This window comes from Microbacterium sp. Be9 (genome assembly GCF_011754135.1).
Classification (GTDB): domain Bacteria; phylum Actinomycetota; class Actinomycetes; order Actinomycetales; family Microbacteriaceae; genus Microbacterium; species Microbacterium maritypicum_A.
The window spans coordinates 685,348-705,427 of the sequence record NZ_WNWT01000006.1 but is presented as its reverse complement, the minus strand read 5'-3'; the positions used below and the strand labels follow the sequence as shown (position 1 = coordinate 705,427).

The following is a 20,080-nucleotide window of genomic DNA, read 5'->3' as shown; positions in this document are numbered from 1 at the left end:
GAGAGGATGACCAGCCGTGCCGGCCTCCCCGCGGAGGAAAGTGACCTGATCGATGTCGACGAACTGATCGCCGCCTACTACGACCGCACGCCGAACCCCGAGGTTCCCGCGGAACGCGTCGTGTTCGGCACCAGCGGTCATCGCGGTTCCTCGCTGTCGAACAGCTTCAACGAGAATCACATCCTCGCCACGACGCAGGCGATCGTGGACTACCGCGACGCGCAGGGCATCACCGGCCCGCTCTTCCTCGGCCGCGACACGCACGCGTTGTCGCTGCCCGCCGAGCGCAGCGCGATCGAGGTGCTGCTGGCGAACGGCATCGACGTGCGGGTCGACTCCCGCGACTCGTGGGTGCCCACTCCGGCGCTCAGTCACGCCATCCTCACCTACAACCGCGGCAAGGCGGCCGACGACCCGAGCCGCGCGGACGGCATCGTCGTCACCCCCTCGCACAACCCTCCGCGCGACGGCGGCTTCAAGTACAACCCGCCGCACGGCGGCCCCGCCGACACCGACGCCACGGGCTGGATCGCCGACCGCGCGAACGCCCTCATCGCCGCCGGACTCGACGGCGTGAAGCTCGAGCGCTTCGCCGACATCGACTGGGATGCCCTCACCGGCTACGACTTCCGAGACGCCTACGTGCGCGACCTGCCGTCGATCATCGACATCGACGCCATCCGCAGCGCCGGGGTGAGCATCGGCGCCGACCCGCTCGGCGGAGCCTCCGTCGAGTACTGGGCACTCATCGCCGAGATGCACGACCTCGACCTGACCGTCGTGAACCCCGAGGTCGATCCGACGTGGCGCTTCATGACGCTGGACTGGGACGAGAAGATCCGGATGGATCCGTCCTCACCGTCGGCAATGGCCTCCCTGGTCGCGAAGAAGGGGTCGTACGACGTGCTCACCGGGAACGACGCCGACGCCGACAGGCACGGCATCGTGACCCCCGACGCCGGACTGATGAACCCGAACCACTATCTCGCGGTCGCCATCGACTATCTGTTCTCGCACCGCGACGGCTGGCCGCGCGACGCCGCGATCGGCAAGACCCTGGTCTCGTCGATGATCATCGACCGGGTCGCCGAGTCGCTCGGACGGCGTCTGCTGGAGGTTCCGGTCGGGTTCAAGTGGTTCGTGCCGGGACTCCTCGACGGCTCGGTCGCCTTCGGCGGCGAGGAGTCGGCGGGGGCCTCGTTCCTCCGCAAGGACGGCTCGGTCTGGTCCACCGACAAGGACGGCATCCTGCTGTGTCTGCTGGCCGCCGAGATCATCGCCGTCACCGGCAAGACCCCGTCGGAGCGGTACCGCGAGCTGGAGACCGCCTTCGGTGCCTCCGCGTACCAGCGGGTGGATGCCCCGGCGACTCCCGAGCAGAAGGCTACGCTCGGCCAGCTCGCTCCCGAGGCCGTGACGGCGACCACGCTCGCGGGCGAGGACATCACCGCGAAGCTCTCGCATGCGCCCGGCAACGGCGCGGCGATCGGCGGCCTGAAGGTGCAGACCGAGCACGCGTGGTTCGCTGCCCGCCCCTCGGGCACCGAAGACGTCTACAAGCTCTACGCCGAGAGCCTGCGCGGCCCGGAGCACCTCGCCGAGGTGCAGGCCGAGGCGCGCGCCGTGGTCTCCGCCGCCCTCGAAGGCTGAGCGGGCTCCGACCGTCGGCGGGAGGGCCGGCGGTCCGGCGGTCCGGAGGGCCGACGGTCGGGACGCTTCTCGGCTCAGCCCCGCACGCTCCTGCGCGCTCGATCCTGCGCGGCCCGTGCCAGATCGGCACCTGCGACGCGCAGCCAGCGCACGGGTTCGGTGCGCGCAGCCTCCGACGATCCGGCCAGATCGGTGAGGGAGGCGGTGGCCGCGAACAGCGCGGTGTCGGCGTCCGGGGTGATCCGACCGGCCGCGAGCATCGCGTCGGTCCCCGCGACGGCGGCGAGTCCGGCGAGGAACGAGGGGACCTTGCCGTCACCCGACTGCCCGTCATACGAGCCCTCCCCCGTGATGACCACGTCGGCGCCGGAGATCGCGGCGTCGAGGCCGATGAGGTCGGCCACCTCGGCGGCACCGGGAGCGAGCGCGCCTCCCCAGACCACGAGCGCAGCGCCCGTGCCCCCGGCCGCACCGTTGCCCTCGCCCGCGGGATCGACGCCGAGCAGCGCGGCGAGACGACGAAGCCCATCGTCGACGAGAGCGATGTCGTCCGGCGATCGCAGGCCCTTCTGCGGGCCGAACACCGCGGCGGCACCGCGCGGACCGGTGAGCGGATTGGTGACGTCGGTGAGCACGCGCACCTCGGGTGCCGGGCGCAGGGCGGTCAGATCCGCGGATGCGATGGAGTCGAGCCCCCGCGCGCCGCGGGGAACCGGCGCCCCTGCGGCATCGAGGAACACTGCACCGAGCGCCGAGAGCATCCCGGTGCCACCGTCGGTGGAGGCGCTGGAGCCGATGCCGACGACGAGTCGCGAGACGCCATGGTCGAGAGCCGCGGCCAGTGCCTGCCCCAGACCGGTCGTGTCGGCATCCCACGGACGCAGCTCGCGCAGCAATTCGATCCCGGAGGTCGACCCGAGATCGATCACGGCCGTGCCCGCCGGGGCATCGCGCGTCGGCGGGAGCAGCAACCAGGAGGTGTCGATCTTCTCGCCGGCCGGTCCGTCGACCGTGATCGGCATCCGCACGGCGCCGGGCACCGCCGCCTCGAACGCAGCCACCGTGCCCTCGCCTCCGTCCGCCATCGGCCGGTGCACGAACTCGGCGGTGGGATCGACCGTCGCCCAGCCGTCGGCGAGGGCCGTCGCGGCATCCGCCGCCGTGATCGTGCCCTTGAAGCTGTCCGGGGCCAGCACGACCCGCGTCACCGGGTGATCCCCGGGGTGCTGTCGCGCACGATGATCTCGAGCGGCAGGGGCGCCTGCTCCCATTCCGCATCGACCGTCGCGCGGAAAGCCTGATATCCGACCTCGCTCAACGGCACGCGCACGGTCGTCAACCGCGGGGTGGCGTCACTGCTCGCCGGCACGTCGTCGAACCCGCAGACCGCGATGTCGCTGCCGACCTCGCGCCCGGATTCACGGATCGCGGACATCGCACCGAGGGCCACCACGTCACTGATCGCGAAGATCAGGGTGCCGGGTTCGATGCCGTCGACGAGAGCTTCTCTCATCTGGGCCGCCCCCGACTCCCGGCGGAAGTCACCCCGTCGCACGCTCTCGACCGCACCGCCTGCCGCCTCGAACCCGGCGTGGAAGCCGGCCAGACGATCATCCGAGGTCCGGACTCCGGCCGCCGCCCCGAGCGCGATCGCCGAACGGTACCCGAGCTCGGCCATCCGTCGGCCGAGCGCCTCCGCCCCGGCGCGGTTGTCGATCTCGATTCGACGCTCGCCCTCGCCATCCGGCCCGAACGCCACGACCCGGCCGCCCAGGCGGACGAACTCCGCGAGTTCCTGCGCGGTCTCGGTCTCCGTGGGCTCCTGTGTGCGCGAGGCGGCGAGGATCAGACCTCGCGGCCGCTGCCCGCGAAGCGCACGCACGATCCGTGCCTCACGCGCCTGGTCGCGCTCGGTGATCGCGATCGTCACGACCAGGCCCTCCTCGTCGGCGCCGCGGGCCACACCCGACGCGATCAACCCGAAGTAGGGGTCGGCGATATCGGCGACGAGGAGGGCGACGACCGGTGATGTGCCGCGGGCGATCGACTGGGCCGAGACGTTCGCGGTGTATCCGAGCTTCTCCGCCGCTGATTCGACGCGTTCCCGGAACGACTCGGCGACTCGGCGCTCGGAACCGTTGAGCACCCGGGAAGCTGTCGCCAGGGAGACCCCGGCTTCTCGGGCGACGTCGTGCAGTGTGGGCGCCGGCCCCCGGGCGTGGCGCGGAGACCGCGTCGGCGACGGCCGCTCCGCGGACGTTGCGGGCTTGGTCATGACCCAGATCCTACTTCCCGACACGTGCGCCCGCCGGTACGGACGTCGGGTGGATGCACGGCTGTCGGCCCGGATCCGCGGTCTTCTCCCTGCATCCGTGCATCCTCCTGAGAGGCGGTACGAGACCGGTGTCCGAACACCTTCACGCGAGATGCGGGGAGACCGCGGCGGCGAACGTCTCGGCGGTGCGGCGCACCACGCTCTCGGGATCATCGGCCCAGATCTCGGCGTTGAAGATCTCGACCTCGATGTCGCGGTCGTACCCGGTCGCGACCACTGCGCGGGTGAGGGTGCCGAAATCGATCACGCCCTCGCCGGTGTAGTGCCGTGAGAGCAACACGTCGGATGCGAGAGGCGTCTTCCAGTCGCACACCTGGTACGTGGCGATGCGTCCTTCACGACCGGCCCGCGCGATCTGCTCGAGCACCTGCGGATCCCACCAGATGTGCAAGGTGTCGACGGCGGCGCCGACCACCTCCGGATCGAAGTCCCCGGCGATGTCGAGCGCCTGGCCGAGCGTCGAGACGACGGCGCGATCGGACGCGTACATCGGGTGCAGCGGTTCGATCGCGAGCGTCACACCGGCCGCCTTCGCCTCGGGAGCCAGCACACCGATCGCATCGCGCACGCGCTGCCGAGCCCCGATCAGGTCGCGCGACCCCGCGGGCAGGCCGCCCGCGACCAGGACGAGCACAGCGGTCGACCCCTCGGCACCGGCCGCGGCCAGCGTCGCGGTCTCCTCGATCGCCCGGCGGTTGTCGTCCAGCGCCGCCGCCCGCTCCGCCCCGTCCGGCAGCGTGAAGAACCCCCACGGCAGTGCGTCGAGAAGCGCAGGCCCGAGTCGCCGAGCATGCGGGCCGCGACATCGAGGCCGACGTCGTTCACCGGCTCACGCCACAGTCCGATCGCCTCCACACCCGCGGCCGTCGTGACCCGCAGGGCCGTCGCGAGGTCGGCATGCTTGATGGTCGCCTGATTGATCGACAGGCGCGGGTCCGGGGCCGGCGCCTGGCCCTGGGCCTGCACCGGCGCCTGGCCCTGGGCCTGGGCCTGGGCCTGGGCCTGGGAGGGGAGGCTCATGCGTCCACGCCGTTCAGACGCAGCATGCCGTGCCACCGCTCGCGGGCGAGGTCGGGCTGCTCCAGCGCCAGGGAGGCGTTGGCGAGCTCGATGATCCGGCTCAGGTGCGGCAGGCTGCGCGCGGAGTGCAGCCCGCCCACCATCTGAAAACCGGGCTGATGGCCGTTCATCCACGAAAGGAAGGCGACGCCCGTCTTGTAGTAGAACGTGGGAGTCGCGAAGACCTGCCTGCTCAGTTCCTCGGTCGGTCCGAGGATGCGTCGATACCGTTCCGGGTCGCCGGCGTCGAGTGCCTGGATCGCCGCCGACGCGACCGGGGTGATCGCAGCGAAGGCGCCGAGCAGGGCGTCGGAGTGCGTGCGCACGCCCGTTGCGTCCCCCGTGTCTTCCCCGAGTGCACGACCTGTCGCCGAGTGCACGGCCTGTTCACGCGAGGGAGCCGTCCGCTCGGCGAGATCGCGTGCAGTCGACGAGCCCGCCGCGGCACCTCCGATCAGGCTCACGTAGTTGAAGTCGTCGCCCGTGAACATCCGGACGCCCTCGGGGAGACGATCGCGTACCGAGACCTCGGACTCGGCGTTCAACAGGCTCATCTTGACTCCCGCCACCTTGTCCGGATTCTCGGCGATGATCTCCAGGAGCACGTCCGACGCCGCCTGCCAGTCGTCGGCGCCGAAGTAGCCCGCGAGCTCGGGATCGAACGCCGCACCGAGCCAATGCAGCACGACCGGAGTGGTCGCACGCGAGAGGACTTCTCGATACACACGCCGGTAGTCGTCCGCGTCCGTCGCGGCACGGGCCAGGTGACGGGAGGCCATGAGCACGGGGCCGGCGCCCTGCTCCTCGGTGAAGTGCAGTTGCTCGAGGTAGGCGGAGATGAGCTGGTCGAGCGAGATGTGCGGTTCGGCGATGTGGTCGGTGTTGACACCCACCACGACGGATCCGCCCTCCTCACGGGCGACCTCGGCGCTGCGGGCGATCAGCTCGCGGGTGGCAGCGGCGTCCAACCCCATGTTCCGCTGCGCGGTGTCCATGGCATCGGCGACGCCGAGACCCCACGAGTACACGTTGCGGCGGAACGCGAGCGTGGCGTCCCAGTCGATGTCGGCCGCCTGCCCGGGAGTGTTGTCGGCGTGCACCTTCGGCACGACGTGTGCGGCGGCATACGCGACGCGGCTCTGCAGCGGGCCGGTCGGGCGCGTGTAGGTGCCGGAGTCGTTGAGGGCGACGTCAGCGACATCGCCGTTCGCGCGGAGGAGGCGCAGGGTGCTCATGCTCACCTCAGTCTCGGATGGGAAAGCCCTTTCCGAGATCATGGCATGAGATGAGCGACGATCGCAACCATGGGTGGGGATCCCACGATCGGCCCGCTGGCAGGCAGACGATTGCGCACGGCGGACGCTGCAGCGTGCGCGCAGCCGCGTCGTACGATTCGACGCACAGGACGGCCGACCGATTCGACGCGCAGGGCCGCCGACCGGTTCGCTGCGCGGGGCGGCCGGCCCGCACGGGAATCAGCGCGACGCGGTACTGGCGCGCTCGACGAGTGCCGTCGGGATGACTCCGGATCCCTCTGCGGGCGCAGCGCCTTCGATCGCGTCCACCAGCGCTGACACCGCACGCTGGGCGAGCGCGGCGAAGTCCTGCCGGATGGTGGTCAGCGGCGGGCGGTAGTTCGCGGCGTCCGGCACATCATCGAAACCGATCACGCCGACGTCTTCCGGCACCCGACGGCCGTAGTCGGACAGCGCCCGCAGCAGCCCGAGCGCCATCTGATCGTTGGCGCAGAAGACGGCGGATGCCATGCGCAGTTCCGCGCCGGCGGCGTAGCCCGAGTCAGCGCTCCAGTCACCCCGGACGACGGCGGGCGGACGGACGCCGGCGGAGACGAGCGTCTCCCGCCATCCGCGTTCCCTCTCGGCCGCCGCGAAGGAGTCGGCTGGACCGGCGAGATGATGCACCCCGCCTCCCCCGAGGGCGAGAAGCCGGCGTGTGGCTGCGGCGGCGCCGCCCGCGTGATCGCTGTGCACCGACGTGACCCCGTCCTCGCTCGAGGCGTCGACGACCACGAGGTGCAGCCCGGCAGGCCGCTGCGCGTCGGAGACCAGGGCCGATGCCTCGTTCAGGACGATCGCACCGTCGACCTCCTGCTCCGCGAGCCGATCGAACGCGTCAGCGACGCCGCGGGTGGCGGTCACGAGGGTCACCGCGTACCCCCGTTCCGCCGCAGCTTCGGCCGTGGCCTGCAACATCCGGGAGTTGCCGACGGTGGCGAGGGTGGTGACGACGAGTCCGATCGTCTGCGAGCGCCCGGTGCGCAGGGCTCGGGCCGCGCGGTGGGGGCGATAACCGAGCTCCCCCATCGCGTGCTCGACGCGGGCACGGGTGTCGGGGTCGACGCGGGGGCTGCCGTTGACGACCCGCGAGACAGTCTGTCCCGAGACACCGGCACGGGCAGCGACCATGGCCATGGACACACGTCCGGACGGGGGATTCCGACGGTTCGACCCCGATCCGTCGACGCGGTCGCGTCTGCTCTGCCCCACCTCATCCTCCATCCGCTACGACGTCGCGCGGGCCCCGCCTTCTATCTCAGAGGCGTGCGCGCAACTCCGTCATGTTGACGTTACCACGGCGCTGTGCGTACCATGTTGACGTGAACACGGACGATCTTCCTGAGTTGCGTACCGAGACTCTCGGCGCCGGCGTCGTCAGACGCGCCACCACCCTCGCCGACGGCCGCGACCTCATCTACTACGACGACCCCGGCACCGCCCTGGGCGCCGACCGAGCCGTCGACGCGCGCGCCCTCGACCCCCGCCCGGAGACCGCGACGATGCGTCTCGACGTGCTCACCGGCGACTGGATCACGGTCGCCGCGAACCGACAGAACCGCGTGATGATGCCCGGCGCAGAAGCCGACCCGCTGGCCCCGCAGACACCCGGAAACCCCTCCGAGGTGCCCTCGCGGTACGACGTCGCCGTGTTCGAGAACCGCTCGCCCGCGTTCGGACCCGCCCTGGCCGCAGCGACGGGCGCCGCACCCCGGGCGTCGAACGCTCCTCGCGGGCTCGACGACCTCGCGGCCCTCGGCCTCGGCCGCACGCGCACCGCCGTCGGCCGCTGCGAGGTCGTCTGCTTCAGCCCCGAGCATGCCGGATCCTTCGGTACACAGACCGTCACCCGGGCGCGTACCGTGATCGAGGCATGGGCCGACCGCACCGCCGCACTCTCGCAGCTGCCCGGCATCGAGCAGATCTTCCCGTTCGAGAACCGGGGCGAGGCGATCGGCGTGACCCTGCCGCACCCGCACGGGCAGATCTACGCCTACCCGTATGTGACCCCGCGCACCACCCGCGTGCTGGAGGCGATCGGCCGCACCGCCCCCGACCTGTTCCAGCACATCCTCGAGTCCGAGCAGGCGTCCGAGCGCGTGGTGTTCCGCGGCGAGCACTGGACCGCCTTCGTGCCGTTCGCCGCACGCTGGCCGCTCGAGGTGCACCTGATGCCGCACCGCCACGTGCCCGACTTCGCCGAGACCACTGAAGCCGAGCGTGACGAGCTCGCCCCGCTCTACCTGCGGCTGCTGCGCGGCGTCGATGCCCTCTACGACTCCCCGACGCCCTACATCGCCGCGTGGCACCAGGCCCCCGTGCACGTCGGGCGCGACACCGTGCGCCTGCACCTTCAACTCACGAGCCCGCGCCGTGCCGCCGACAAGCTGAAATTCCTCGCCGGCTCGGAAGCGGCGATGTGGGCCTGGGCCGCCGAAGTGCCTCCGGAAGTCGGTGCCGCACGCCTCCGCGAAGCGATCGAGCGCGCCTCGCACGACCAGCCCGACACCGGAGATTCTGCATGACCGCCGCACACGACGATGCCCTCGCCCTCTTCACCCGCCTGACCGGGCGTGAACCCGACGGAGTCTGGTCGGCGCCCGGGCGCGTGAACCTCATCGGCGAGCACACCGACTACAACGACGGGTTCGTGCTGCCGTTCGCCATCCCGCAGCGCACGGTGGCCGCGGTCGGTCGGCGCGATGACGACCGCGGTCGCGTCCTGGTCGGCTCCACATTCGCCGAAGAACCGGTCGAGGTCGCCCTCGACGAGCTCGACCGGCTCTTCCCCACTGCACCCGGCTCGCATCCGGCCGTCCCGGAGTGGGCCGCCTACCCGCTCGGGGTCGCCTGGGCGCTCGGTCAGGCGGCCGCCGAGCGCGGACCGTTCGGCGGGATGGACATCGCCATCGCCTCCGACGTGCCCGTGGGCGCCGGGCTCTCGTCCTCGGCCGCGATCGAGGGGGCGACATCCTCCGCCTTGAACGACCTGTGGGGCACCGGGTTCAACGGAACGGCCCTTGCCCGCATCGGACGACGGGCCGAGAACGAAGCCGTCGGCGCCCCCACAGGGATCATGGACCAGATGGCGTCGATGCTCGGCCGGCCCGACACCGCGATATTCCTCGACTGCCGCACACTGGAGACCCGGCTCGTGCCTCTCGGCGTCGCCGAGGCAGGCCTCGCGATCCTCGTGATCGACACCCGTGTGAAGCACGCCCACTCCACCGGCGGCTACCGCGAACGCCGGGCCTCGTGCGAACTCGGCGCCTCGATCATGGGAGTGCCTGCGCTGCGCGACATCTCGATCGACGACCTGCCGCGCGCTCAGAAGCTGATGGACGAGGTCACCTTCCGGCGCGTGCGTCACATCGTGACCGAGAACCAGCGGGTCCTCGACACCGTGCGGGTGTTGCGCGAGCAGGGCGTCCGAGCGATCGGCGACCTCCTGGTCGCCTCGCACGCATCGATGCGCGACGACTTCGAGATCTCGACCCCCGAACTGGACACCGCTGTCGACACCGCTCTGAGCGCCGGCGCCCTCGGTGCACGGATGACCGGCGGTGGGTTCGGAGGTGCCGCGATCGCCCTCGTCGAGCAGGCTGCCGTCGCATCGGTGTCGGATGCCGTGAACGCCGACTTCGCGAAGTCGCGGTTCGCGCCGCCCCTCCTGTTCACGGTCACCCCGTCGGCCGGCCCCCGCCGCGACGCCTGACAGAATGATCCATCGGGCCGCGACGACTCCGCGGCAGGAGAGGAATGCAATGTCCTGGATAGTCACCGGAGGCGCCGGCTACATCGGCGCCCACGTCGTCCGCGCTCTCGCGGATGCCGGGCTCACCCCGGTCGTGCTCGATGACCTGTCCAGCGGCGTCGAGTCCTTCGTGCCCGAGGGCGTGACATTCGTGCGGGGCAGCATCCTGGACCGTGAGCTGGTCGAGAAGACGCTGCGCGACCACGGTGCCGAGGGTGTGATCCACGTCGCGGGCTTCAAGTACGCCGGCGTCTCGATGCACCGCCCCCTGCACACCTACGCGCAGAACGTCGAGGGCACGCGGGTGATCCTCGAGGCCATGGAGGCCGCGGGAGTCTCGAACATCGTGTTCTCCTCCTCCGCCGCCGTGTTCGGCACGCCCGATGTGGCCCTCGTCGTGGAAGACACCGCCAAGAAGCCGGCCAGCCCTTACGGCGAATCGAAGCTCATCGGCGAATGGCTGCTGCGCGACCAGGCGATCGCGACGGCGGAATCCGAGCGGCCCCTGCGACACACCTCTCTGCGGTACTTCAACGTGGTGGGCTCCGCCGATCCGACGGTCTACGACGTCAGCCCGCACAACCTCTTCCCGATCGTGTTCGAGGCGCTGCTGGCCGGGAAGACGCCCCGCATCAACGGCGACGACTACGCGACGGAAGACGGGACGAACGTGCGCGATTACGTGCACGTCGGCGACATCGCGGCCGCCCACGTCGCGGCCGCGCAGCGTCTGTCCGACGGCCGCCCGATCGAAGCCGCCTACAACCTCGGCTCCGGCGACGGACTGAGTGTGAAGCAGATCATGGATGCCGTCGCCCGCGTGACCGGCATCGACTTCACGCCCGAGATCGGCCCGCGTCGCCCCGGTGACCCCGACCGCATCGTCGCGACCGGTGAGCTCGCAGCCCGCGACCTCGACTGGACCATGCGGTACTCGGTCGACGAGATGGTGCGCACGGGGTGGGAAGCGCGGCAGGCCGCTCGCCCCTGACGGTCAGAGGTCGCGGGAGCGGATCGGGTACGCCCAGAAGCAGAGCCAGGCGAGGGCGGTGAACCCGAGCGGGATCACCGCGAGCATCAACCGGATGCCGCCGTCGACGCTGTCGGGCTGCGTGTCACCGCGGGCGGCGTCGAAGTCGGAGGCCGTGAGCACCACGGCAGCGACGATCGCCTGCAGCACCACCGAGCCGCGCACCACGAACCCGTTCACCCCGAAGTAGGCGCCTTCGCGACGGTGACCGGTGCGCACGGCATCGTCGTCGATGATCTGCGCGAGCATGACCTCGAGCAACTGCAGCAGGCCCCCGACCCCCACGCCGACCGCGATCCCGACCAGCGCCGCGCCGATCACGTTCGACGGCGCGAGGTAGCCGAGCACGGACACCCCGAACACCGCGACGCTCCACAGCACAGCGGTGCGGGGGGAGGTGCGGCGGACGACCGCGCTCCACAGCATGATCGACGGGATCGCGGTGGCGAAGATGGCACCGAGCAGCAGGCTGCCCTGCCCCTCCGGCGCATGCAGGGAGTAGCGCACGTAGAAGGGGATCGCGGCGAGGATCACCGCGATCGAGGTCTGCACGAACAGCGAACCGAGCACATACGGAACGAACGCCCGGTTGCGGAACGTGTACTTCAGCTGGTCTGCCCAGCGCATCGCTTCCGACGATGCCGTCGACTCCGCATCCGGAAGCCGGCGCTCGATCATCCCGCCGAAGAACGACCAGACGAGCAGCACCAGGCAGACGGCGCCGAGAACCAAGGCCATTCCTGGCCACCCGATCGCGCTGTACAGCGCAGGGGCGCCCGCGGTGCCCAGGACCATGCCGAAGATCGCGAAGATCTGTCGCGGCACGTTGCCGCGGGCGCGTTCCTCCGTGGTGCGGAACATCTCGGGGAACAGCGCCGAGATGTTCAGCACCACCACGACGAACGCGATGTCGTACACCGCCACGACGACCAGGAACCAGGTGATGAGGCCGGCGACGGGGAGCTCCGGCGGCATCCAGACCAGCGCGAATGCGACGACCAGCGGCACGATGCCCAGGCCGATCCACGGGATGCGCCGGCCCCACGGAGTGCGCAGTCGGTCGGAGATCGTGCCGACGACGGGGTTGAGCACGGCGTTCAGGATGCCGTGAGCGATCATCGCGACCGCCACCCACGTGGCCGGTACGGCGAGGTGCGAGACGTAGAAGTAGACGACGAAGGCCGAGAACGTCTGCGCCATCAGCTGCGTCGGGAAGCCCGAGGCTCCGAAGGCGATCACCTGCGACCTGCTCGGGGCCGCGTCGAGGCGTCGGTCGCGCACCCGATCGCCCAGGGAGGTCACCGCGCGTCTCCCCGTTGCAGGTCGCGTCCCCGCTGCAGGTCGCGCAGGTCGCGCCAGCCGATGCGCACGAGCCCCTCATCGTCGATGGCCTGCCGGACCGCGGGGTCCTTCAGCAGACGAAGCTCATATCCGCGCTTCGTCGCGCTGAAGTCCACGGCGGCGCGGAGCTCATCGTCGTCGACCATCGGATGGAGGTAGATCTCCGTGACCCCTGCCGGCACCGCGCGCAACAGCGCGATGAAGCCGTCACGCATCTGCGCGTACGTCTCCTCGTCCGGCGTGCCTTCACGCAGCAGCTCGAACGGGTGCGACCAGAGCCGGTCGATGATCTCGACGCCGGAAGCATCGGCGGCCGCTGCCGCGGCATCGAGTTGAGACTGGAGCGCGGAGTCCTCGCCCACGCCGTCCATGCTGCGGGGCAGCCGGAACGGGAGGCCGTGGCGTGCAGCGAGCTCGAACACCGGCTGGAGGAAGCCGCGTCCGGTCACGAGTCCGTAGACCGAACCCATGTGATTGTCGAGATGCGTCACATCGACGCCGGCATCGAGCGCGGCCTGCACCTGAGCGGCGAGTTCGGCAGCGACGTCGTCGTCGGCGGCGTTCCGCTCGACGGAGAGCACTTCGGTCGGGAAGAAGCCCGCATCATCGACAAGGGTCGTGGCGGTGCCGGTGAGCGGGCGCCACCGGTAGCGCGCCCATTCGCTGGTGAGCACGAGATGCACGCCGATATCGAGATCGGTGCGGGATGCGGCGAAGGCGAGCGCCTCCGGCGACCACGAGCACGGGACCATCACGGTCGACGAGTCGATGCTCCCGGATGTGAGCAGATCCATGATCGCGGTGTTCGCCGCGTGGCACATGCCGAAGTCGTCCGCATTGAGGATGATCGCCCGTGCGCCGGGCGGGAGGCCGAGTCGGTCGGCGAGATCGGACGGTGCGGTCATCGGGAGTCCTGTCGGGTGGTTCGAGCGACACTGCTCGGGCGGGCGATGTTCGGCGGGTGGTGTTCAGCAGGCGTTGGGGGGCGGGGTGTTCAGCGTGCGCTTTTGGGGGCGGGGGTGAGGATCCGGGTGAAGAGGTCGCCTCGGAGTGCGGCCGCGGCCTGGTCGACGGCGCCGATGAGCGGAGCCTCAGGCCCGAAGGAGGAGACGAGGAAACGCAGCGGGAGCTGCGCCTCATACTCGCCGGCGATGCGCTCGATGGCAGCGACGAGCACGGGATGAGCCGCCTTGCCGCCGAGGACGAACGCCTCAGGGTCGAGCACCAGCCCCACGCTTCCGGCCACGAGAACGATGCGGCGGGCGACCTCGGAGATGATCTGGAGCGCCCCATCGTCTCCGAGAGCTGCGGCCTCCAGATGATCGCGGAGAGACGCGGCGGGATCGCGACCGACGCCGAGCGCGAGGTCGCTGACGACCGCATCGCCCACGAGGGGAGCACCGATCGGGATGGGGGTCTGCGGCAGGTACATGACCTCACCGGCGACGCCGGAGAATCCACGGTGCAGCGCGCCGTCGATCACGATGCCCGCTCCGAGTCCGTCGTCGAGGAGCAACAGCGCGAAGCTGGTGAGGCTTCCTCCTCCGCCGCCGGTGAGTTCGGCGAGGGCCGCGAGGTTGACGTCGTTCTCGATGCGGACAGGACAGTCGAGGGCCGCGGCCAGTGCCGCACGGAAGGCGCCGCCGTCGGGACCGAGGTCGTCACGGATGCCTCCGTCAGCGGTGACGATGCCGGGCACCCCGACGACCGCGAGGTGCACGGCGCCCTTCGCCGCCTTCAACGAACGGCGGCACTCATCGACGAGCCCGACGATGTGGGCGACACGGTTCTCGGCGTCGGGGAAGGGCGAGTGCGCCTCCGCCCGCACGATCCCGGTCGCGTCGACCAGCACGACGTGCGCCGCGTGGTGATCGACGTGCACGGCCGCGGCGAATCCGAGGCGCGGATGCAGGGCCACACGTCCGGCGGCGGGACCCCTCGTGTCCCGGTCCACTCCCGCAGGCGCGACTGCTCCGGCGTTCTCGAGCATCCGCAGCACCTGAGTCACAGCGGTACGCGACAACCCCGTGGCGGACATCAACTCCGAGCGGGTCTGCGGGCCGCTGCGGGCGAGGGCCTCCAGGATCGCGCGGCCGTTGAGCGTGCGTAGCAGGCCCTGCGGTCCCGCGAGTGGTCTGGACATAGGTGTTCCGGAGGCGCCTCTCGTTTCGCGTACTTCACCCGGCTTCTGAGGCGGGCGCAGTGCCCGCCAGCATGCCACATCGCGTCGCACCAGTCGAGACTTCGCGCCGATTCCGGTGCCGGTGAATGCCGTGGGGCAAGTCACGGTCACGGTCACGATCAGAGCCTCGAGTCGGCGCGGCTCGGCTCGAAACGGCACGGCACGGCACGGCACGGCACGGCTCGGCTCAGCTCGGCTCGAGTCGGCTCGGTGGCAACAATTCACACCCTGAGTGGTGGCGTCACACTCTGAGTGGTGCCGCGCGGCTGATGGCCGGCTCTCTGCGCTCGCCACCTCGGGATCGCCGCGTTCGCCACTGCCGGGTCGGGTCCCACCAGGCGGGGCCACGGATGTGCGGGATGCCGTGGCGCATGCGGATCTCCCATCCGCTGGTGCCGAGGGTGCGGTGGTGGTGCCAGCAGAGAGCGACGCCGTTGTCGGTGTGGGTGGGCCCGCCGCGCGCATGCTCTTGGACGTGGTGGATCTCGCACCACGTGGCGGGGACATGACAGCCGGGAATGAGGCATTCCCCGTCGCGGATGGCGATCGCGCGGCGTTGATGGGCGGTGAAGATCCGGTCGGTGGCGCCGATCCCGATGATGCGCCCGCCGGAGTCGAACATCACGCGCTGTATTCCGCCGGCGCAGGCGGTGTGCGCGGCGACCCGGATGGGAACGGGGGTGTCGATGCCGTCGATGTGGGCCCATCCGTTTCCCGTGGCGTAGTCGTCGGCAGCGACGGTCACGACCAGGGTCGGGGCGGCGCCTCCGAGGCGAGGCATGTCGTCATGGCGGGCGGCGATCCCGAGCGCGGCGGCGAGGATGTCGTGCTGCTTCTGCGCCCGAGATCGGGCGTCGACCATTCGGCCCGGATCACCGGATGGAAGGTCACCGTCGTCCATCCCCGTGGGCTCGGTATCTCGACAGTGTGATTCTTCCGAGGGTCGGAACACCACTCCGGGGAGGGGAGGCCCGTCGACGTTCGGATTCAGGTAGGCGTCGAAGATGCGTTGCAGTTGTCCCGCGACTTCGGGCAGGAGCCCGCCTCGGACCGGGATGACCCCGTCTTTCGCCCGCCCGAGGACGATCCCCCGGGCGCGCATCGCGATGTCGTCCGCGGGTTCGGCTCCATCAGGATCGAGGTACTGCACGATGACCTGCGCCAGAATCCTCAAGTCCTCCGGCGTCGCCGCCGGCGCGGAGTCTCCTTCGACGCCCGCACCCGAATCCGCCCCTAGAACGTCTTGCGTTCCCGCACCCGCGGCCGGGATCCCCCGCGAGTAAGCCGCCAACTCCCCGTCCACGAGCAACCGGTCTGCTGTCCCGACACGGATCCCGGCCTGTTCCACCGGCCCGATCGCGGCCAACAACCCGGCCACCCCGACGGCCCCGTCGAGTAGCGCCGCCCGCAGTTCGGGCCATCGCGCGGGCGAGCGGAACCCGGATGACAACTCCACCTCCCGGCGCACCGCCCGCGCCGCCTTCAGCATCCGCCCTGCACCGGGCCCGTCCGTCCGCAGGACCCGCTGCAGCAACTCGCTCATCGTCCGGCACCCGAACTTCCCGCAGAATCCGGCCTCTCCCGACCCGGCGGGACGCCCATCGACCGACGCGACCGCCTCCACGACGACTGCCTCCGCCCGCCGCTGCACCTCGCCCGCCACACGCAACAGGTCCATCTTCACCGCATCGGACATCACCGCCATCGCGTCAGAGTGCAACACGGCATCCAAGTCGGTCACCACCTGTTCGAGCACTTCCACGGGGTTGTTCATGGGTCGAGTCAACCCGGGGGTGCCGACATTTCTCCCCGGATAAACCCCGATCAGAGCAATATTCTGGAACACGTGCTGACCTCACGCCTCCTCCACGAACTCGCCTCGAATCCGTCTTTCCACATCTCGGGTAAAGGCGTGATGCCGCCGCCCCCGAAGGTCCGACGCCGGAAGCAGAATCGATACATGAGCATCGACACGACCCGCACAGAAGCCCATGAGCAAGAGCACCGATGGCCGAGAGGCGAGTCGATTCATCCGCCCTCGATTTGACGCTCACGGTTTCGCGAATTAAATTACAGATCGGTAACGGTGGCATCCGGGGGGATCGACCGCCGCGCACGCCAGCCTCCCGGAAGGATCCCGTCACGAATTTCCTGCCACCCGAGCGCGATCTCGACGCCTCGGAAGCTCCCACCGAAGTCCCTGACTCGTCCCGACCGCTTTTGCGGCGTGACCTGCGGCGCTCCGTTTCCGCGGACTCGCAGAGTCACCGCCCGGCGAACACCGTCCGTGCTGCTGCGGCACCGGAGACGACCCCGGAAACCGATCCGGCCGCCGCCTCCGCAGCAGACCCGGAACCCGCATCCTCTGCAACCCCCACATCCCCCACGCCGGAGACAGACCAGGCCGCACCCGACGCGGCTCCCCCTCGCGCACAGGCACAGGCACAGGCACAGGCACCCCACACCCCTCGCACCTGGGATCCTCGCCTGCGCCCCCGCCACATGGCACCGAAGTCGACGCCGAAGACGGCCCCGACCTCTCGCGGCGAGGCCCGGCGACAGAAGCGCCAGTGGGCGAAGACCAAGGCACTCGGCGCCACGCTGGCGATCGGCGTGATGATCACCGGGGCAGCGCTTCCCGCCCTCAACCCCGCGGGTGGCCCTGCCGCCGCCGCCAGCTCCAGCGTCTCGACCCTCGCCGACGGCACCGCGCAGTCCTACACGGCGAAGTCCGAGATCCGCGCTGTGATCGACCCACGGGGCAACTTCTCCGCGACCACGCCCGAGGAGATCAAGGAGACCCGTTCGCGCGCCGCCGCCGCAGCAGTCGCCGCCGGCATGCCGCTCTCGAGCGCGATGGACATCCCCCTCGCCGGACGCATCGTGATGCCGATGGCCGATGGGACCTACTCGTTCACCGATGGCTTCGGCGCCTCGCGGCCGGGACGTTCGCACCTCGGGCAGGACTTCGCCGCCCCGGTCGGCACACCGATCAACGCCGCCATGAAGGGCTGCGTCTCACGGTCCACGGAGAGCTACCAGGGCTACGGCGTGACGATCCAGATCGAGAGCATCGTCGACGGGCAGGCCGTGAGTACGGTCTACTCGCACATGACGTACGGAAGCCGTGCGGTCGAGGTCGGTGATTGCGTCGACGAGGGGCAGTACATCGGCGACGTCGGATCGACCGGCTACGTGTTCGGCTCCTGCCTGCACTTCGAGGTGCACATCAACACCGCGCCCGTCGACCCGCTGCCGTGGCTCAAGAAGAACGTGAGCTGATCGGCGTCGACCGCCCCCTTCTCCCGTCTGCGGTTCACCGTAGGGTGGATGGATGAGCTCCCTGGAGATCCGCAGCGCCCGCGCGGAGGACGCCGACGACATCGCCGGGGTGCATGTCCGCTCGTGGCAGGTCGCCTATCGCGGGCTCATCGACCAAGCCGTGCTCGACGGCCTCTCCATCGACGAGAGAGCTGTGGGCTGGCGTCGCACCCTCGCCGAACCGTTGCCGACGAGCCTCGGGACCGTCGTCGCCCTGCGCGACGACCGTATCGTCGGATGGGCTTCACTCGGCTCCGGACGCGACCCCGACGGGGTCGCCGACGGCGAGGTGTACGGCATCTACGCCGATCCCGCCGCCTGGTCTACGGGCGCGGGTCACGCCCTGTTGGAAGCCGCCGAACAGCGGATCGCCGAGGCCGGCCACAACCGCGCCTACCTCTGGGTGCTCGACGGCAACGAACGCGCCGATTCGTTCTACGCCCGCCACGGCTGGATCGAAGACGGCGCGATCAAGATCGAGGAACGCCCCCAGCTCACACTGCGCGAGCATCGTCGCGTGAAGCTGCTCGGCACCTGACCTCGCACCTTCCGGCACCTCCGTCCTGCCTGACCTCGCGCCTTCCGGAGCCTCCGTCCCGCCTGCCGTCCCGCCTTCCGGAACCTCCGGCACCGCTCAGTCGAGAGCGCTCATGACGTGCTTGATGCGGGTGTAGTCGTCGAACCCGTATTGCGACAGGTCCTTGCCGTAGCCGGAGTGCTTGAACCCGCCGTGGGGCATGTCCGACACGAACGGGATGTGGGTGTTGATCCACACGCAGCCGAAGTCGAGGTCGCGAGAGAACCGCATCGCCCGGGCATGATCCGTGGTCCACACCGAGGCGGCGAGCGCGTAGGGCACGTCGTTCGCCATCCGCAGAGCCTCGTCGTCCTCCGAGAACGCCTGCACCGTGAGCACGGGTCCGAAGATCTCCCCCTGCACGACCTCGTCGTCCTGTCGTACTCCCGACACGATCGTGGGCTCCCAGAAGTACCCTCGATCGCCCTGGCGGCGTCCGCCGGTCTCGATCGTCGCGTGCGCGGGGAGCCGGTCGATGAATCCCTGCACCTGCGAGAGCTGCGCCGCACTGCTCAGGGGCCCGTACAGCACCCCCTCCTCGTGCGGGCCGCCGGTGCGAGCGTGCGTCTTCGCCCGGGCGACCAGAGCGGCGACCAGCTCGTCGTGCTTCGATCCGTGCACCAGCACCCTGGTGGCGGCGGTGCAGTCCTGTCCGCCGTTGAAGAAGGCACCGGTGATGATGCCCTCGACGGCCTTCTCGATCGACGCATCCGAGAACACGATCGCCGGAGCCTTGCCGCCGAGCTCGAGGTGCACCCGCTTGACGTCGTTCGCCGCCGAACGAGCCACGGCCATACCGGCCCGCACGGAACCGGTGATCGCCACCATCTGCGGCGTCGGGTGCTCGACCAGCGCGACACCGGTGTCACGGTCGCCGAGCACGACGTTGAGCGTCCCGGCCGGCGTATGCAGCGCGACGATCTCCGCGAGCAACAGCGTGGTCAGTGGCGTGGACTCCGCGGGCTTCAGCACGACGGTGTTGCCGGCGGCCAGCGCGGGGGCGATCTTCCACACGGCCATGTTCAGCGGGTAGTTCCACGGCGTGACCTGACCGATCACGCCGACGGGCTCGCGCCGCACGAACGAGGTATGCCCGGCGAGGTACTCCCCCGCCGCCCGACCCTCGAGGCTGCGCGCCGCACCCGCGAAGAAGCGCAACTGGTCGACCGACTGCATGATCTCGTCGGCCACCAGGCTCGCGCGCGGCTTACCCGTGTCCTGCGATTCCAGGTCGGCGAACTCCTCCGCCCGCGCCTCCATCTCATCGGCGATGCGGAACAGCGCCAGCTGGCGGTCGGCGGGCGTCGTGTCGCGCCAGATCGGGAAGGCGGCGGATGCGGCGGCGTAGGCGGCATCGACGTCGACGGCGTCCGACACCGGGAGTTCCCCGTACGTCTCTTCGGTGACAGGATCGAGGAGCGGCATCCGCTCGGCACCACGCGCGTCGACGAAACGGCCGCCGATGAAGTTCTGCAGCGGCGCGGAGTTCTTCAGAAGATGACTGGGCATGGCGCCATCGTACCGACTTCAGTACGG

General features: G+C 70.3%; 15 protein-coding genes and 1 pseudogene. 6 read left to right on the top strand and 10 right to left on the bottom strand.

Going from position 1 to position 20,080, the window contains the following annotated elements; genetic code table 11:
* Positions 1–6 precede the first annotated feature (6 nt).
* Complete coding sequence (pgm, locus tag GLO27_RS14235) at positions 7–1,650, top strand: phosphoglucomutase (alpha-D-glucose-1,6-bisphosphate-dependent) (RefSeq protein ID WP_021200016.1); 1,644 nt, start codon at positions 7–9, stop codon at positions 1,648–1,650.
* A gap of 74 nt (positions 1,651–1,724) precedes the next feature.
* Here the strand turns inward: pgm and GLO27_RS14230 are convergent, their stop codons facing one another.
* The 5 genes and pseudogenes from GLO27_RS14230 to GLO27_RS14205 all read right to left on the bottom strand — a co-directional run bounded on the left by GLO27_RS14230 (position 1,725) and on the right by GLO27_RS14205 (position 7,476).
* On the bottom strand, positions 1,725–2,858 hold the full coding sequence (locus tag GLO27_RS14230) for a glycerate kinase (RefSeq protein WP_167255420.1): 1,134 nt from the start codon (positions 2,856–2,858) through the stop codon (positions 1,725–1,727).
* Entirely contained in the window at positions 2,855–3,925 is a 1,071-nt protein-coding gene (locus GLO27_RS14225) for a LacI family DNA-binding transcriptional regulator (RefSeq protein ID WP_084487349.1), read from the bottom strand. Before GLO27_RS14225 ends, GLO27_RS14230 begins: the two co-directional genes overlap by 4 nt.
* A gap of 142 nt (positions 3,926–4,067) precedes the next feature.
* Positions 4,068–4,951 (bottom strand): annotated as a pseudogene (locus GLO27_RS14220) (sugar phosphate isomerase/epimerase family protein).
* 50 nt (positions 4,952–5,001) lie between these two features.
* Positions 5,002–6,279, bottom strand: coding sequence for a dihydrodipicolinate synthase family protein (locus GLO27_RS14210; protein ID WP_167255418.1), 1,278 nt, complete (start codon positions 6,277–6,279; stop codon positions 5,002–5,004).
* Positions 6,280–6,519: 240 nt separating this feature from the next.
* Complete coding sequence (locus tag GLO27_RS14205; RefSeq protein WP_031207443.1) at positions 6,520–7,476, bottom strand: LacI family DNA-binding transcriptional regulator; 957 nt, start codon at positions 7,474–7,476, stop codon at positions 6,520–6,522.
* Positions 7,477–7,661: 185 nt separating this feature from the next.
* On the opposite strand from GLO27_RS14205, the gene galT reads away from it, so the two are divergent.
* The 3 genes from galT to galE are packed head-to-tail and all read left to right on the top strand — an operon-like array spanning position 7,662 to position 11,084.
* On the top strand, positions 7,662–8,864 hold the full coding sequence (galT, locus tag GLO27_RS14200) for a galactose-1-phosphate uridylyltransferase (protein ID WP_167255416.1): 1,203 nt from the start codon (positions 7,662–7,664) through the stop codon (positions 8,862–8,864).
* Entirely contained in the window at positions 8,861–10,054 is a 1,194-nt protein-coding gene (gene galK / locus GLO27_RS14195; protein ID WP_167255414.1) for a galactokinase, read from the top strand. The genes galT and galK overlap by 4 nt, the downstream gene beginning before the upstream one ends.
* Positions 10,055–10,103: 49 nt before the next feature.
* Positions 10,104–11,084, top strand: coding sequence for a UDP-glucose 4-epimerase GalE (galE, locus tag GLO27_RS14190; RefSeq protein ID WP_021200024.1), 981 nt, complete (start codon positions 10,104–10,106; stop codon positions 11,082–11,084).
* A 3-nt stretch (positions 11,085–11,087) separates the two neighbouring features.
* On the opposite strand, the gene GLO27_RS14185 is transcribed toward galE, so the two are convergent.
* The 4 genes from GLO27_RS14185 to GLO27_RS14170 all read right to left on the bottom strand — a co-directional run bounded on the left by GLO27_RS14185 (position 11,088) and on the right by GLO27_RS14170 (position 16,420).
* The gene (locus tag GLO27_RS14185; protein ID WP_167255412.1) at positions 11,088–12,425 is read right to left on the bottom strand and encodes an MFS transporter; all 1,338 of its coding nucleotides are present in this window, start codon (positions 12,423–12,425) and stop codon (positions 11,088–11,090) included.
* A complete protein-coding gene (locus GLO27_RS14180) occupies positions 12,422–13,369 on the bottom strand; it encodes a polysaccharide deacetylase family protein (protein ID WP_021200281.1) in 948 nt (315 codons plus the stop codon). The genes GLO27_RS14185 and GLO27_RS14180 overlap by 4 nt, the downstream gene beginning before the upstream one ends.
* An 89-nt stretch (positions 13,370–13,458) precedes the next feature.
* Positions 13,459–14,607 carry an ROK family transcriptional regulator gene (locus GLO27_RS14175; RefSeq protein ID WP_136023987.1) on the bottom strand — a complete coding sequence of 383 codons (1,149 nt, stop codon included), beginning with the start codon at positions 14,605–14,607 and terminating at the stop codon, positions 13,459–13,461.
* A 280-nt stretch (positions 14,608–14,887) separates the two neighbouring features.
* Positions 14,888–16,420: an HNH endonuclease signature motif containing protein gene (locus tag GLO27_RS14170; protein WP_167255410.1), complete on the bottom strand. Its 1,533-nt coding sequence runs from the start codon at positions 16,418–16,420 to the stop codon at positions 14,888–14,890.
* A 728-nt stretch (positions 16,421–17,148) separates the two neighbouring features.
* Between GLO27_RS14170 and GLO27_RS14165 the strand changes: the two genes are divergently transcribed.
* Together GLO27_RS14165 and GLO27_RS14160 are read left to right on the top strand one after the other, a co-directional pair.
* Positions 17,149–17,928 carry a M23 family metallopeptidase gene (locus tag GLO27_RS14165; RefSeq protein WP_136023991.1) on the top strand — a complete coding sequence of 260 codons (780 nt, stop codon included), beginning with the start codon at positions 17,149–17,151 and terminating at the stop codon, positions 17,926–17,928.
* Between the two features lie 52 nt (positions 17,929–17,980).
* On the top strand, positions 17,981–18,505 hold the full coding sequence (locus GLO27_RS14160; protein WP_021200286.1) for a GNAT family N-acetyltransferase: 525 nt from the start codon (positions 17,981–17,983) through the stop codon (positions 18,503–18,505).
* A 96-nt stretch (positions 18,506–18,601) separates the two neighbouring features.
* Here the strand turns inward: GLO27_RS14160 and GLO27_RS14155 are convergent, their stop codons facing one another.
* The gene (locus GLO27_RS14155) at positions 18,602–20,053 is read right to left on the bottom strand and encodes a gamma-aminobutyraldehyde dehydrogenase (RefSeq protein ID WP_021200287.1); all 1,452 of its coding nucleotides are present in this window, start codon (positions 20,051–20,053) and stop codon (positions 18,602–18,604) included.
* Positions 20,054–20,080: the final 27 nt, after the last annotated feature.